The 13,157-nt window shown below is 65.0% G+C and carries 12 protein-coding genes and 2 pseudogenes; 4 read left to right on the top strand and 10 right to left on the bottom strand.

Going from position 1 to position 13,157, the window contains the following annotated elements:
- Together V7793_RS22845 and V7793_RS22840 are read right to left on the bottom strand one after the other, a co-directional pair.
- Window positions 1-654, bottom strand: a 654-nt coding sequence (locus V7793_RS22845; protein ID WP_336009373.1) for a hypothetical protein, incomplete at its 3' end; no start/stop codon positions are given.
- Between the two features lie 549 nt (window positions 655-1,203).
- Window positions 1,204-1,602: a group II intron maturase-specific domain-containing protein gene (locus V7793_RS22840; RefSeq protein WP_336009371.1), complete on the bottom strand. Its 399-nt coding sequence runs from the start codon at window positions 1,600-1,602 to the stop codon at window positions 1,204-1,206.
- A 1,304-nt stretch (window positions 1,603-2,906) separates the two neighbouring features.
- Here V7793_RS22840 and V7793_RS22835 point away from each other — a divergent pair.
- From V7793_RS22835 to V7793_RS22820, 4 genes and pseudogenes are all read left to right on the top strand, one after another.
- Window positions 2,907-3,191, top strand: coding sequence for a transposase (locus tag V7793_RS22835; RefSeq protein WP_336009377.1), 285 nt, complete (start codon window positions 2,907-2,909; stop codon window positions 3,189-3,191).
- Between the two features lie 511 nt (window positions 3,192-3,702).
- Window positions 3,703-4,539: a reverse transcriptase domain-containing protein gene (locus V7793_RS22830; RefSeq protein WP_336009369.1), complete on the top strand. Its 837-nt coding sequence runs from the start codon at window positions 3,703-3,705 to the stop codon at window positions 4,537-4,539.
- Window positions 4,540-4,631: 92 nt separating this feature from the next.
- A pseudogene (locus V7793_RS22825) lies at window positions 4,632-4,928 on the top strand (group II intron maturase-specific domain-containing protein); the annotation flags it as partial.
- A 445-nt stretch (window positions 4,929-5,373) separates the two neighbouring features.
- Window positions 5,374-6,672, top strand: a complete 1,299-nt coding sequence (locus V7793_RS22820) for a transposase (protein WP_336009367.1) — start codon at window positions 5,374-5,376, stop codon at window positions 6,670-6,672.
- A 101-nt stretch (window positions 6,673-6,773) separates the two neighbouring features.
- On the opposite strand, the gene V7793_RS22815 is transcribed toward V7793_RS22820, so the two are convergent.
- The 8 genes and pseudogenes from V7793_RS22815 to V7793_RS22780 all read right to left on the bottom strand — a co-directional run.
- On the bottom strand, window positions 6,774-7,622 hold the full coding sequence (locus tag V7793_RS22815; RefSeq protein WP_336009365.1) for a reverse transcriptase domain-containing protein: 849 nt from the start codon (window positions 7,620-7,622) through the stop codon (window positions 6,774-6,776).
- Complete coding sequence (locus tag V7793_RS22810) at window positions 7,619-8,074, bottom strand: hypothetical protein (protein WP_336009363.1); 456 nt, start codon at window positions 8,072-8,074, stop codon at window positions 7,619-7,621. Before V7793_RS22810 ends, V7793_RS22815 begins: the two co-directional genes overlap by 4 nt.
- Window positions 8,075-8,273: 199 nt before the next feature.
- Window positions 8,274-8,534 (bottom strand): hypothetical protein, encoded by a 261-nt coding sequence (locus V7793_RS22805; protein ID WP_336009361.1) that lies wholly within the window; start codon window positions 8,532-8,534, stop codon window positions 8,274-8,276.
- Window positions 8,535-8,759: 225 nt separating this feature from the next.
- Window positions 8,760-9,530 carry an IS21-like element helper ATPase IstB gene (gene istB, locus V7793_RS22800; protein ID WP_336009359.1) on the bottom strand — a complete coding sequence of 257 codons (771 nt, stop codon included), beginning with the start codon at window positions 9,528-9,530 and terminating at the stop codon, window positions 8,760-8,762.
- The gene (gene istA, locus V7793_RS22795; protein WP_336009357.1) at window positions 9,527-10,942 is read right to left on the bottom strand and encodes an IS21 family transposase; all 1,416 of its coding nucleotides are present in this window, start codon (window positions 10,940-10,942) and stop codon (window positions 9,527-9,529) included. The genes istB and istA overlap by 4 nt, the downstream gene beginning before the upstream one ends.
- Window positions 10,873-11,361, bottom strand: a complete 489-nt coding sequence (locus tag V7793_RS22790) for a ribosomal protein L7/L12 (protein ID WP_336009355.1) — start codon at window positions 11,359-11,361, stop codon at window positions 10,873-10,875. The genes istA and V7793_RS22790 overlap by 70 nt, the downstream gene beginning before the upstream one ends.
- Before the next feature lie 17 nt (window positions 11,362-11,378).
- Complete coding sequence (locus V7793_RS22785) at window positions 11,379-12,896, bottom strand: ISL3 family transposase (protein ID WP_336009375.1); 1,518 nt, start codon at window positions 12,894-12,896, stop codon at window positions 11,379-11,381.
- A 179-nt stretch (window positions 12,897-13,075) separates the two neighbouring features.
- Window positions 13,076-13,157: pseudogene (locus tag V7793_RS22780) on the bottom strand (IS5/IS1182 family transposase); the annotation flags it as partial.

The following is a 13,157-nucleotide window of genomic DNA, read 5'->3' as shown; positions in this document are numbered from 1 at the left end:
ATATCTGGGGCTTGTACTCCACGTCTTGTCATCGGTATAGCCATGGCCCACACTCACGGTCTCGGAATGATTTGTGGTATACGATACATGACTTCCTCCAGTCACGTTTACGCCAGCAATACTAATTCCCACGCTCGCGTTGTAGCTGTACGTTTGCGAACTGCTGTCGGTTGTAGAGTGGTCGAGCGTAACAGTCACAGAGTAATTCTGCATGGCTGACTGCTGGCTACTATTATTCTCGATTCGGTTCGTGGAGAGCATTACCGGCTCAGCTTCCGCCAAGGCGGACACGAACCCCCATTTGACGTATTCATTGAGATAGTGACGGCAGTCATTGCCGTATTTGTTACAATCGCGGCCGCTTGCGTAAAGGCACTCAATGCACTGAGCGTACTCATTAAAATCAGATACAGGGCGACACTCTGTTACCTTTTCCTTAATGAGTGACGCAATGAGCTCAGCTGCCTTACTTGTCGGAAGTTTCGCCTCGGCGAATTTCTGTGTTATTTTAATGATTCCCTCAGGGTGAGTCTCCTTGTATTCTCCACCTTTTCGATTTGCCTGCCCGTGGGACCCTGTAGACATGGCATACGTCGGGTCGAGCGTGATATGCGATATAAACTTCGGGTCGGGTGGGAAGTTTAGGGTAGACATAACTTTCACCTTCTACTCTATGGCTAAGTACTGGTCTGTCGTCACCGTTGTGCGACTCTGGGGTTGGTGGGAGGTTTTCCGATGTCGATGGCGCCATCCGGTGGTGTCGGTGCGCGGCCCGTGGCCTTCCAGTCACTGGTGGCTCATGCGTGAGGCCCAGAAGATTTGTAGGAGAACGAAGTGTCTGCTTCTTGACTGAACTATCCGCACCACGGACTATCGTGGCCTCACCAGCCAGTTTCGCAAGTATCCGACCGCTTCGCACCTCCGCGGATAGCTGCGCACCGTCAGCACACTCGTTACGATGGCTACAGAATCCTGATGTGGGCGTGCTGGAAGATCCTCTGCTGAGCCTAGTAGGGTCGGGGACTGGCGCGGTGGCTTTCGCTCCGTTTCCAGCCCCCGCTGCTTCAAACCGTGCATGCAGTTCTCCCGCACACGGCTTTCCGACATCGTTCACCGGCTGGCATGCGCCGTCGCCCAGCGTACGTTTCCGGTAAGTCGGTGGACCCCGAGCCTGGTGATCCACTCGTAGGTGAACCGAGTGGTCTAGTTTCTGCCTCGGAGTCTGTGCTTCCGGCTGGCGAAGATGGCCAGCCGTTCGTGGACGTAGCCGTCGACTGCGTTGAACTTCCGCCCGGAGTTCCCGTTGCGGAAGTATGCCGCCCGGCCCCGTAGTACGGGATTGAGGTCGGCGACCACGGCGGACACCGGCCGTTCGGTCTTCGAGAGGGCAGTCGCTGCGCGGACCTTGTCCCGCAGGACCTGCATTGCCCTCGCCGAGGGCCAGCGACGCAGGTAGAACCTGCCTCGCCATTTCCACGATTCGACTTTCTGGTGGTGGAAGCCGAGGAAATCGAAGCCCTGCCCGCCTCGGGTGAGGCAGGTAATGCCGGATTTCTCGGGGTGCAGTCGCATCCCGAGTCGTTCCAGCACTCTCGCCGCCAACTGTTGAGCCTGCTCGGCCCGTTGTCTGGTCGGCGACAGGACCACGAAGTCGCCGCAGTATCTCACCAGTACCCCCAGCCGGCGGCCCTCGTCCTGCCATGCCTCGTCGAGGACATACAGGGCGATGTTGGCCAGCGGCCCGCCACGGTGGGAATCGAAAGCGGCCTGAACTCGCCCGGCCGCCCCGGTTTGGGAATCTGGACCCGCTGCAGCGCCGACGGACGATACGTATACGTCCGCAGCTGATCGGCCAGATCCTGGAGGAACGCATCCACCCCCGAGGCCGCCACCGCGTCGACGGTCACGCCGTCGATGCCGGGGGCTCCTCGGTTCGCACACACACCGGCCCATGCCCGCCGAAGAACGTCCATGCGGTGGACATGGCCATACAGGGCATGAAACCGGCGTTCGGGTTCTTGCTTGGCACAGCGGTAGAGCGTCTGCCGCAAGGCTCGGACCTTGTCCAGAGGACGACCACCCATTCTCGCGGTGCCTTCCTCCCGGCGGATGGACCTAGCCGAAGCGGCACTCATCCGGGCCCCTCCCTGTTCGCGAATCGCATCGATGAAGCAGGGGCCCTTCGCTCCTGACGGGTTGTGTTGTCCCGCCGATCGGCACTACTACGACCCCCTCCGACTGCCTCTCGGCGCCCCGCCATTCCCGGCTCTGCCGGTTATAGGCAGGCCACGCTTCCCGCGCCGCATGCGCGGGGCCAAGGAGGCTCTCTCTCCAGTTCCCAGGACCACCGTCCGGCCATTCCACGCCCCTTACGCCGGGAGGTTCTTCGGCGACCGCTCCAGGTCTAAGATCGCCTTCCTTGGCCTTCGCCCTTCAAGCACAGGCTCGGCTCCTCCTTGGCCCGCCCGCGGGCGGGGGTTAAATGACGGCGCTGCAGGCTTCACTTCATGTTGCGGACTGGCCGGTTGCACGCCCCCGGAGGGCGCTTGTCACTCCACTTCGACGCCGCCCTTTCGAGTGACGCCGGGAGTCAGCTACCGGGGACCCTGGCATCTCCTCGGATCGGACTTCCACCGGCTGGCTACCCTGAGCTTGTCGTCCGGTTACATCGTTCACATCCCTTCTGATCTGCGGTGACGTCCGGACTGCTGGACGTACACTTGACTCTGTCGATGATCTTGGGGTTTCCCGGTGCGGCAGTGTGATGAACGGGCATGCTCGGGGCTGTCCGATGGCCCCTGTGATCGTCGAGGTGCTCGTTGTCGCTCCGTCCCCGTTCCGGTGAGCAGGTTCCGTCTCTGACCGCGCGGATCGCGCGGGCGAGCAACTCGGGCGGTACGACGGCGATGTGGGTGAGAGACCGGCTGGACGGGCTGTGGTGCGACGAGGACTTCGTCGGCTGGTACCCGCGCGACGGGCGCCCATGCCTCTCGCCTGCCCAACTGGCCACGGTGAGCGTGTTGCAGTTCCTGCTGGGCCTGTCCGACCGCGCCGCCGCAGAGGCCGTGCGGTGTCGCATCGACTTCAAGTACGCCCTGGTGCGCCACGAGGCGCCGCTATTTCCGGGTGGGGGTGGAAGACCTCCACCGCTGGCCTGTCGCAGCAGGCTAGCGAAGCTGAGGGCAGCCTGATGGCGGAGACGCGCGGGAGGGTGGCAAGTAGCCCTGACAACGACGGGATGTACTGGTACTGCCAGACGGTACGGGCCCGGCAAGCGAGACGAGAAGCCGTACGAGAGGAACCGGTGCCCGAAGCCTCGTAAGACTTGAACCGGCTCGAACCTGGTGGATCTGGGCCGGGTGCAGTGCGCGCGACCGCCGAAAGGCGGTGGTCGCGACTCCGCTGTCAGTGAAGTGCGCTGGTGCGGAGGCCATGTTGAAGGTCTGCGGCGTAGGCATGGCGATGCTGCCGGGGTACAGCCGGGCGGCTCACTCGGCAACCGGATAGCGGTGAACGTGGGAAGCGGTCCGATGCCGCCCGAGGTCCGGCAGCCAGCCGGTCGGAGGGCAGGCCCGTCATCGGCTGATGGCAGCGGACCGTGGCGGAGTCCTCGTAGTAGTCCGAGCGCGCGAAAGGCGCGTACATGGCGAAGGAGGACAGCAAGTCAGCAGCCGAAGGACTGGAAGACCAGGAGGGTCGTTGGTGAATACCGACGAGCTGGAGTACGCCCTGACCAGGGCCGAACGCCGGGTACTGGAGATCCAGACAAAGCTGCACCGGTGGGCCCGTGAGGATCCTCATCGCAGGTTCAGCGATCTGTTCAACCTCGTTTCCGACCCCGCGTTCCTGCTGGTCGCGTGGGTTCGGGTGCGGGGCAACAAGGGAGCCCGCACGGCCGGAGTGGACGGTGAGACCGCCTACTACGTGGAGACCGTGCGGGGGGTCGAGAACTTCCTCGACAGACTGCGGGGCTCGATCAAGGACCGCAGTTTCTGCCCGCTCCCGGTTCGGGAACGGATGATCCCCAAGCCTGGCGGCAAGCTGCGTCGGCTGGGGATCGCGACTGTGACCGACCGGGTGGTGCAGGCGTCCCTGAAACTGGTACTGGAGCCGGTGTTCCAAGCGGATTTCCTCCCGTGTTCCTACGGGTTCCGCCCGAACCACCGGGCTCATGATGCGGTGGCCGAGGTCCGCCACTTCACCTCCCACTCCTACGAGTGGATCGTGGAGGGCGACATCAAAGCCTGCTTCGACGAGATCTCGCACGCGGCTCTGATGGACCGGGTGCGCGCACGCGTCGGGGACAAACGCGTCCTGGCCCTGGTGAAGGCGTGCTTGAAGTCCGGGATCCTCGGTGAGGACCGGATGCTCAGGGAGACCAGTGCTGGAACCCCGCAAGGGCCGATCCTCTCCCCGTTGCTCAGCAACGTGGCCCTCTCGGTCCTGGACGAGCACATCGCTCGGGCCCGGGAGGTCCGGCGAGCACCTTCAACGACCGCCAGAAACGACGCCGTCGCGGACTGCCGAACTACCGGCTGATCCGTTACGCGGACGACTGGTGTCTGGTCGTATCGGGCACCAAGGCCGATGCGGAGGGGCTCAAGGAAGAGGCGGCGCAGGTCCTCTCCACGATGGGCCTGCGCCTGTCGCCGGAGAAGACGCTGGTCACCCACATTGACGAGGGCCTCGTTTTCCTCGGCTGGCGCATCCAGCGACACCGCAAGCGAGGTGCCAACAAGCACTACGTCTACACCTACCCGTTACGCAAGGCCCTCGCGGCCGTGAAGGCCAAGGTCAAGACGCAGTGCCGCAAGACAGGAGCTGACGTGCCCTTCGACACCCTGCTCATCCAGCTCAACCGGATGCTGCGGGGATGGTGCGTCTACTTCCGGCCGGGAGTATCCAGCGCCGCCTTCCAGTACCTGAGCCCGTACGTCTGGGGTCGGGCCATCTGGTGGCTACGGCGCAAACACCCTCGAATGAACTGGAGCAGTTGCGCCGCCGCTACTGCGGCGGAGGCTGGTGGCCGGCCAGCGAGGAGCGGGAGCTGCTCAGCCCGGCGAGGGTGCACACCACGCGCTACCGCTACCGCGGATCAGTTATCCCCTCCCCATGGCCGACCAAAGGATAAGGACAGTCCTCAGAGAAGTACCGGGGCTTGTGGAGCGCCCGTTGCGCTGAGAGGCGCACGGCGGGTGCGGGAAGCGGTCCGGAGAAACAGCCCGGCCGAAAGGCCGGGACCGCGCTCCGGGCCGACTTCACGGCCTGGAGCTGGACGATCCCGGCTTTCACCACAGCCTGCTGTCCGATTTCCGCGAGCGCCTTACCCAGGACGACCGCGCCAACCGTCTCCTGGATCTGGCACTGGCCCGCTTGAAGGACGCCGGGCTCGTACAAAAGCGCACCACCCAACGCACGGACTCGACCCACGTCCTGGCGGCGGTGCGCGACCTGACCCGGCTGGAGCTGGTCACCGAGGCGGTCCGCGCCGCGCTGGAAGGAGTCGCCCGTACGGCCGGGCATCACCTGGCCGGCCTGGTCGACGAGGACTGGGGGCGCCGCTACGGCTGTCCGGTCCGGCTGGGCAAGAACCCCGCCCGCCCCAAGCCCCGGATCCTCGCCGCCGGCGAGGACGCCTGCCGGCAACTGGAGCACCTTTACCCGCACGGGGCGGAGTACCGGCCGGGCTCGCAGGCCGAGGCCCTGCGGCAGGTCGTCGTGCAGAACTACTACGGCGACGCGGCGGGCCGTCTACGCTGGCGCACCGCCGAGGACGGGGGCCTGCTGCCTTCAGCGGCAGCGGTCGTCTCTCCCTACGACACCACGGCCCGCTACGTTCGCCACGGGCACATCATCCGCTGGAAGGGGTTCGCCGCCCATCTCACCGAGACGTGCGCCACCGGCAGCGTCAACGTGATTACGGACGTCGCTACCACCTCGGCGGCGACCAGCGACGCTCAGGTGCTGCCCGGCCTGCACGCCCGCCTGGCACGTCGCGGACTGCTGCCCGCGGAGCACCTGGTCGACGGCGGCTACACCTCCCTGGTCCATCTGGAGCGAGCCGCCCGCGAACACCAGGTCACCGTCAGTGGGCCGCTGACGGCAAATCCCACCCGCCAGCACCGTCTGGGCGAGGGCTTCGGCCGGGATGACTTCCGCATCGACTTCGACCGACGCCAGGTGACCTGCCCGAACGGCCGGGTCAGCGTCGGCTGGCACGGCCCCTACCCGACCTCCGAGCTCGCCGGCGCACCCCTGATCGTCGCGCGGTTCACCCAGAGCCAGTGCCGGCCCTGTCCGGACCGGCCGCGGTGCACCAAGGCCCCGGCCAGGAACGTGGGCTTCCCGCCACGCGAGCTCCGCGACCTGCAGGTCCGCGTCCGCGCCGAGCAGCAGACTCCCGAGTGGAAGGCCCGCTATGCGGTCCGCTCCGGCGTCGAGGGCACCGTCAACGAGTTCGCCCACGGACACGGCATGCGCCGCTGCCGCTACCGCGGCCAGCCCAGGGCACACCTGCAGCACGTCCTCACAGCCATCGCCGTCAACATCGAACGACTCAGCGAACGGCCGGCAGCCGAGGAACCCTCACCGAGACCGCCGACCGCCTTCCAGAACTACCTGGACCAGCACGGAATCCCGCGGTCGAAGTCCTGGCGAACCGTCGCCACCTGACCTTCACCACCAAGAGTCGGGTGGCCCGGGGGAATCTCACCCCCGGGCTCCCACAGAACGGAGCGTGACAATCTCTCGTCACTCCGCTCTTGTCATCCTGGTCACCAGGCGACGGAGGCATCAGCTGTCCACCGCCACTGTGCGAAGAGCCGGGGATGCCGTTTGGCGATCCCCTGCATGCACTCGACGGCTTTCCTCAGCCCCGCGAGCCGCTTGTACTTTCGGCGGATCCATCGCACCAGGTAGGCGTTGATGCGCGCCAGGAGGGGATATAGCGCCGACCGGTAGAACCGGCCGTAGTAGTTCATCCAGCCCGCCACGATCGGGGTGATCGCCTTAGCGAGCTCCACGAACGTGAAGCTGGAGCGACGATGAAGCCGCCATCGGCGGACTTCTTGTCCCATCTTTTTCAGGGCGTCCTTGCTGACCGCTGGCAGGAACGACAGGAACTTTCGGCCGTCCTTGGTCCGTGCGCCGCGTGGGCGGAACGTGAACCCGAGGAAGGTGAAGGACGTGTGCTCGTAAGAGCCGCGCCGTTTCCCGTCCTTGCAGTACACGATCTTGGTCTTGTCGGGGTGCAGTCGCAGCCCGACCTCTTCCATCCTGTTCCCGAGTGCCGCCAGGACCTGTCGGGCTTGGCGCTCGCTGACGCAGTGCACGACCGCGTCGTCGGCATACCGCTCGAACTGGACGCCCCGGAAGTTCCGGGTCAACCACAGGTCGAACGCGTAGTGCATGAACAGATTCGCCAGTACGGGCGAGACCGCGGACCCCTGTGGGGTGCCCCGATCTCGCATCTGCAAGGTGCCGTCCGGTAGTTGAAGCGGCGCGCGAAGCCACCGATCAACATACAACTTCACCCAAACGGCGTCGGTGTGTGCTTCCACGGCCTTGACGATGAGGTCCCAGCGGACGCTGTCGAAGAACTTCTGGATGTCGAGATCGATCACCCAGTCCTTCTTCCAGCAGCGCTCCCGGCACCGCTCCACCGCGTCCAAAGCCGGGGCCGGTATCCGTAAGAGTCCTCGTGGAAAAGAGGATCCACACGGACGCCCAGATGCCGGGCCACCACGGTCTGTGCAACCCGATCAGCGACTGTGGGAATGCCGAGCATTCTCGTGCCGCCGCCGTGCTGCTTCGGGATTTCCACCGCTCGCACCGGAGGTGGAAAATACGTCCCCGACGACATCCGATTCCATACCTTGTAGAGGTTGTTCCTCAGGTCGGATTCGAAGTCGGCGATGGACTGCGCGTCCACGCCCGGTGCACCCTGATTCCTCTTCACGTCCTGGAAGGCCTCCCAGACCTCCCACTTCGAGATATCAAACGGCTTGCCTGACGATTTCAACTGTTCCATCGGCTCCTCCCGGTCATCGCCGGTTGACCAAACGAACACAGCCACGGACGACCCGGCCCCTTCGCTCCACCCCCATTACAGGGGCTTCTTCGCTACTACGAGCCGGTCCGCCAGCGCACCCTGCGACAGTACTCAGTCCCTTGCGGTTTCGGCCGCTTGAGACGCTCCCTCTCGCCGTCCTGACCGGAGCGGGCAGTGTCAGGGCGCGCTTTCTCCTGTTCCATGTGGAAGCAGCAGATCAGGATCACGTCATCTTCATGCCGGACACCATCTGGCCAATAGACGGGCTCCCGCCAGACTCATCCCGGGGATCGGAAAACATCTCCGGTTCTGATGTCGTCCCTCTCTGTTTCGACACGTCAGCAATGATTCGCTTGCGCTCGTCTTCCTGATCCCTACCTGACGCCTCTAACGACGCCTTTTCCTCATCGCTCACCACGACGGTCTTCAGCCAACGCAGCATGAGGCGGTTTGGAGCCTCCCCCCGCATGGCCAAATCCTTCATCTCCCACACAGCATCACTCGGGGATGCGATTCCTACATAGCGCCTCTCCTCGTGTTCAGGACACACTCACCGACAGAGCCAAGCTAAAGCGTGTTGCAGAAGGCTGTGATCTGGGCATTTTCCGTGTATGGGTGGGGCGCTGAGGGCTCAGCCGTTGTGGGTGGAGACGTTTGTCGGCGTACGACGTTGGCTCCCCGGTTGCGTACGGGTGGATGTCCCCAGATGTCAGGCCACGTCGGTCTCTCGTTCGATGGCCTTGAGGCGGTTCTTCAGCCGGTAGCTGGGGCCGTTGATGGCGATCACGTCGCAGTGGTGAAGGAGGCGGTCGAGGATGGCGGTGGCGAGGACTTCGTCGCCGAAGACCTGGCCCCACTCGCTGAAGGTCTTGTTCGAGGTCAGGATGATCGAGCCCTTCTCGTAACGCTTGGAGATCACCTGGAAGACCAGGTTCGCCTCGGCTCGTTCGAGGGGCTGGTAGCCGACCTCATCGACCACGAGAACGCTGGGCCGCAGGTAGGTGCCGAGCTTGTTGGCCAGGCGGCCAGCGGACTCGGCTGCCTTGAGGTTGCGGACCATGTCGTCGAGGCTGGTGAAGTAGATCGAGTAGCCGGCCCGACAGGCCGCGACCGCCAGGGCGACAGCGATGTGCGTCTTGCCGACCCCGGGCGGTCCCAGGAGGGCGGCGTTCGCCTTGGCCTCCACGAACGAGAGCGTCGCGAGGTCCTTGACCTTGCGCGGGTCGAGGTCGGGCTGGAAGGAGAAGTCGTACTCGTCCAGCGTCTTGTGGTGCGGCAGCTTCGACAGCCCCAGGCCCTGGCGGAACCGGCGGTCGTCCCGGACAGCAAGTTCCTCGGACAGGACCAGATCGAGGAGGTCGAGGTAACCCATCTTCGCTTCGTCGGCCCGCTGGGCGTACTGGTTCAGGACCTCGGCCAGGTGGGGCAGGCCGAGCTTGCCGGCCGTGGTGCGGATACGGGTGCTGACCAGCTCGCTCAAGAGGATTCCTTCGTGCTCGGGCAGGTGGTGAAGGGGCGAGTGCCGGTCAGTTCGTCATAGACCGACAACGGCCGGCGGCCGACCTCGACCTGAGTGACCGCGGCCCGGTTGAACAAGGCCTGCAGTGGCCCGGCCTGGGCCGGAGACCGTTCGCGGCGGGGCTGCGGCGGGACATCTCCCGTGGTGACCCTGCGACCGGCACCTGTCGGCAGGCCGTCCCAGTGCTTCTCGTCGACGACACGGACACCCCGGCCAGCCGCCCGTGGATGAGCGGCCAGCAGCGTCTCTCCGCTGCCTTGCGGGGCGGTGAGATGGAGCGTGACCTGTGATTTCGTCGCGCGGATCTCGACCAGCTGGCGGGGGCGGACCCGGCGGGCAGGGACTGAGTAAAGGTTGCCGTCGAAGGCGACGAGGCAGTCCTTTCCAACATGCCGCAGCTGCCGTTCGGCCACCAAGTATGGGGTGACCGGCAGCGGTTTGAGGGCTGCATGGTCATGGGCCGCTCGCTCGCCGATGACGTCCCGGTGGGTCTTGTGGATCTGGGCCCGTCGCTGGGGCACCCAGGCCATGAACGCGGCGTCCATCTCCTCGACCGAGGCGAAAGACCTGCCGGACAGGACATGGTCGCGCACGATCAGCACCTGCCGCTCGACCCGTCCCTTGCCGGTGGGGCGGTAGGCGGCCAGCACATCGATGTCGAAGTCGTAATGGCCGGCGAAGCCGACTGCCTCCGGATGCAGCGGCACCGCCTCGCCGGGGGCGACATGCCGGCGGACGACGGTCTTGGTCCGGTCGTAGACGATCGTCATTGGCACCCCGCCGTAGTGCGCGAACGCCCGCCGGTGGCAGTCGAAGAACGTCTGCAGGTCCTGGCTGGTGGTGAAGCAGCAGAACGGATCGCGCGAGTACGACAGCGTCACGTGGAAGGAATAGACCTTCCCGATGCCCATATGGGCGAGGACCTTGCCCTCATCACCCCAGTCGACCTGGGCCTGGGCCCCCGGGATGACCTTGAACCGGCGGTGCATCCCTGCCAGTTCCTTCGGCGTGATTCCCAGATCACCCGCGATCCGCGTACGAGCTTCCTGCACGTAGAGTTTCACGCGCTGGTAATTGCCTGCGAAGCCGTACTCCTTGACCAGCCGCTCGTGGATCACCGACGCCTTCATCAGGATCTCGGCCCGCAGCATCGCGTCGACCAACGGCGTGAACTCGTCGATCACCCGCTTGTGGGACTGCCCGTTCGAGAGCCGCCGCGGCGGTGCGGTGGGACTCTTCGCCGAGAGGTACTTACGGACCGTCTTACGGTCCAGGCCAGTCTCCCTGGCGACCTCCGACAGGCTCATCGCCCCGGACTCGAACAGACCACGAAAACGCCGAAGCTCCAGCCAGCGATTCGGATCCAGTACCACCGCCCGCCCCCTCCACCAGTCCCACACCGACCAGCAGCAGACTGACGGGCAACAGCGGTCACCGCATCAACAACTGTCCCTTTCATCGGGTCTGTCGCAGATCTTGTGACGTGGCGAGGTCGATCTACTGATCCGCTTCGGCGTGGGGCGCCGGCACCGGCCTCGCGGAGTTCGGCCACCATGGCGGCAGCGACTTCTTCCGGCACGTTCTCGAGGATGGTTGCGGGCAGTTGGCTGACGAGCGACTTGCAATGCCAAAGGCTGAGTCCTGTCCGCCTGTGTAGCAGCTTCACGACTTCGATGGCTCGGGGGCCGGGGTCCGTGAGAACTGCAGCGTGCGGTTGGTCGTCGCAGATCAACAAGAACGATTCCCTCACCGTTTCCGATCTCTCTATGAGTCTGCCAATGGGCTGCAGCATATGGCGGGGCGATGCGGTCACGCCCTGAGGAGGATGCGGGTGCGGAGAAGGTCGAGTTTGGCTCGGCCGTATCCGGCCCGTTTGAGGAGTTTGACCCTTGTCACCTGCCCTTCGACCTGGCCAGAGCTCCAGGTGGTCGATAGCCCTGCAATGACGGCGTCCTCGTCGCGGAGAAGTCCGTCGGCGAACTGCCGTAGGTGAGGGAGGTCGTCCTGCCTGACCAGCTCGATCCATGCATGGAGGTCTTCACCGCGGTGCTGGTGCATCAGAGAGGCGAATGCTCGGACGTTCTCCACCGTCGCGTCGAGTTCGGGGCATGCCGCGCGGACTTCCTTCAGGCCGATGGTCTGCTCGGGCCGGAGACGCTCAGGGTGGGTCATGATCCAACGCAGAGCCCGTTTGGGCTTGGGAAGAGCCGGCAGCGGAGGTGAGTTCACGACGCCTTGCTTCAGCAGGCGGACGTAACCGTTGACGACCGTCCTGTCACCCTGGAATCCCTGGTCACGGATCTCGCGGAAGAGTTGGCTGGCGTTGTAGCAGCCCTGAGCGAACCGTTCGTAGATGTAGGGCTTGTAGTCGTCGAGCTTGGTGCGGCGCTGGGTGACCTTCACCAGCAGTTCGTCAACGCTCGCAGTCCTCGCGTAGCGGCGGACCGCGTAGTAGTCGAGGTCCAGGTCGCGGCTGATGCCGCGCAGCGAGCGCCCTTCGGCAAGAAGATCCTGGACGGCTTGATGGCGCTCGCGGATGGTGGCGACGATCCGGCGGGGCCGGCCGCGGACGTCGAGGAAACCGTCTGGTACCGGCGGCGGTTCCGGGACGCGGGTCGTGGCCGCGGCTTCGTGCGCAGCACGGAGGCAGCCGTAGTGGGCAGTGATCGTCTTCTCGACGGCCTTCGCCAGATTGCTCCACAGATGCCACACGTCAGCGACCTGCATCGCCTGCGGTGCCGCCTGCCTTGCGGCCTCCGCATAGGCGGTGGCCCGATCCCGGCAGATGATCTCTACCTCTGGATGGGCTTCGAGCCAGCGTGCCACCGGCTCAGCCTCCCTCCCGGGCAAAACCTCAATCGGCCTGCGGGCTTCCAGATCGACTAGCAGCGTGGCGTAGTTCTGGCCTTTGAGCAGGGCGAATTCATCTACGCCGAGGACGCGCACCGGTCCCGGGCCCTCCAGCGGCGAAGCCCGCAGCAGGCGCAACATCGTGTCCTTGGCGACCGACACTCCGAGCCTGAGGGCGAGCCGTGATCCCGGACGCCCGGCGAGAGCCTCTGCGACACGTTCCAGCAGCCTGCGCAGAACCGGGGTGTGACGGGCATGGGGGCGGGTCAGGCCCGGTATCTGCTCGGCGAACGTCACCGTCGGGCAATCTGTCACGAGACATTTGAACCGTCGTATCAGCAGCACGATCACCACCGGCAGCCCGCCCAGGGGAGCGTCTCCCAGGCGCCGTTCGTACCGGCCGTGCACGCGGCCCGAAGGCTCTCCGCACCGCGGGCACTGTGCTGACGGCGAACGAGAACGCGTACGTAATACCACACCGTCCGGTCCCTGCCGCACCGACTCGATCACCACAGCCGCCAGATGCGGCAGAACCTTTTGTAAGCCCCCTGAACTGCACACTCAGACAAAACGATCAACGCGACGCCGCGTCACAAGATCTGCGACAGACCCCTTTCATCCGTACGCGGCTGGGGACGTTCAGGTGTACGCCGACAGCGGGTGAGGCAGGCCTTGATGATGCTGTGCGCGCGGGCCGCGGTCAGGTCATGGGTGCGGCCGGGCAGCGCGCGGGAGAAG

This window comes from Streptomyces sp. KLMMK, from assembly GCF_036961605.1.
In the GTDB taxonomy this organism is placed as follows: domain Bacteria; phylum Actinomycetota; class Actinomycetes; order Streptomycetales; family Streptomycetaceae; genus Streptomyces; species Streptomyces telluris.
Note: the sequence above shows the minus strand (reverse complement) of the source record. Positions and strands in the feature narration are given on the sequence as shown.